Origin of the sequence: Azospirillum sp. B506 (assembly GCF_000333595.1) — a bacterium.
GTDB lineage: Bacteria > Pseudomonadota > Alphaproteobacteria > Azospirillales > Azospirillaceae > Azospirillum.
In genome coordinates this window covers 1-1,266 of record NZ_BADK01000495.1, presented here as the reverse complement: position 1 = coordinate 1,266, position 1,266 = coordinate 1, and the positions used below count along the sequence as shown (strand labels likewise).

Here is a 1,266-nt window from a genome sequence, read left to right as displayed (position 1 = left end):
GGAGGTTTGCGGCGTTCACGCAGATAGGGCTCGAAGGGTGTGAGCAGCGTCGGCCGAGCCGGCCGAGGGGTGTAGGCGGGCGCCTCCAGTCCGCGGGCGATGTATTTGCGGATGGTCTTGCGATCCAGGCCGGTGCGGCGTGAGATCGCCGACACCGACAGGCCCTCGCGGGCGAGATCGAGAATCATGACGAGTTCCCCAAGTCTGACCACCTGCGCCCTCCCTCCGCCTCGGAGGGTGATCATGGGCGACGAGCGGCCGCAGGGCTCCGGGGCGTACGCCCCGGAGCCCTGCCGTTGCGTTAGCCTGGGGAATTTTCAGCCGCCCTTTCCGGGGAGTATCCAATCGGCACTGACAATCGCGGCCAAGACCCTCCTGAACCTTCAGCGCCAGCGAGTTCATCCCGCAGCGCATGTCGGTGACCCCGCCCGCCAGCCAGACCCGAACGCCCGAGGGCACCGGGATCATGCCGACCGTCCCGACAGCGCGGCGATCACCGTGCCGACCAGGGCCGGATCGACCGGGCCGGTGATGCGCAAGCGCGCCGTCGCGAATTCGACCTCGATGAGACCGGCTGGTGGGGTCGCGGGCGCCGCTGTCGGCTCCGCCACCTCCTCCGGTGACGGAGCGTCGGCGGCGACGGTGATCGGCAGGAAGGCGAGCAGCCGGGGCTGCTGACCGAAGAACTGCCGGCGCCAGCGGTACAGCATGCTGACGTCCACGCCCAGGCGCCGGGCGACTTCGGTCGCCTTGACGCCCGGCTGGAACGCCTCTTCGACCAGCCGCAGTTTCTCCTCGTCGCTGAACTGCCGCCGCCGCTCCTGGCCCGTGATCACCTCGACGCGTTGGATAGCCATAGGGACTGCCATAGGGATAGCCATAGGGACAGGACCAATGATTCAGCTTCCCCGCTCGGTCACAAGGCGGTGCTCGGCGGAGGGGTACCGACGTGACGGTCAGGAGACCTTTTGGGAGGCCGGCATGCCGAGGCCGGTCATCCGATTGATGACGGCGCAGGCGGCCCGAGCCTCGGCTTTCTGTGCGGGCAGAGTCCGAGCGCGCAGGCTGCGTCCGATGAGAACTTTGTACCGGAGCATGGCCACCTCAACGAGAGATCGCCGTCCGTAGTGGACGGTCCGTTGCCAGCCCCGCCGACCACGCTCCTTGATCGTCTGGATGTGGCGGTCACGCCGGGTGGGAACCGTGTCGGCGGTGTCGCTCCGCGCCGCGGTCGCGCGCGGCGGGATGATCACTTTGGCGTCCGCG

Annotated in this window: 2 protein-coding genes and 1 pseudogene; all 3 read right to left on the bottom strand. The window is 68.6% G+C overall.

Annotation, left to right across the window (positions count from 1 at the left end; genetic code table 11):
* A partial coding sequence (locus I71_RS14905) for a helix-turn-helix domain-containing protein (RefSeq protein WP_148294247.1) occupies window positions 1-212 on the bottom strand: 212 nt, incomplete at its 3' end.
* Between the two features lie 252 nt (window positions 213-464).
* Window positions 465-857 carry a transposase gene (locus I71_RS14900; protein WP_042695637.1) on the bottom strand — a complete coding sequence of 131 codons (393 nt, stop codon included), beginning with the start codon at window positions 855-857 and terminating at the stop codon, window positions 465-467.
* Between the two features lie 99 nt (window positions 858-956).
* Window positions 957-1,266: pseudogene (locus I71_RS14895) on the bottom strand (IS5/IS1182 family transposase); the annotation flags it as partial.

Coding starts and splice junctions, on each gene's coding strand:
- I71_RS14900 (WP_042695637.1), bottom strand. CDS start 857: ATGGCTATCCAACGCGTCGAGGTGATCACGGGCCAGGAGCGGCGGCGG.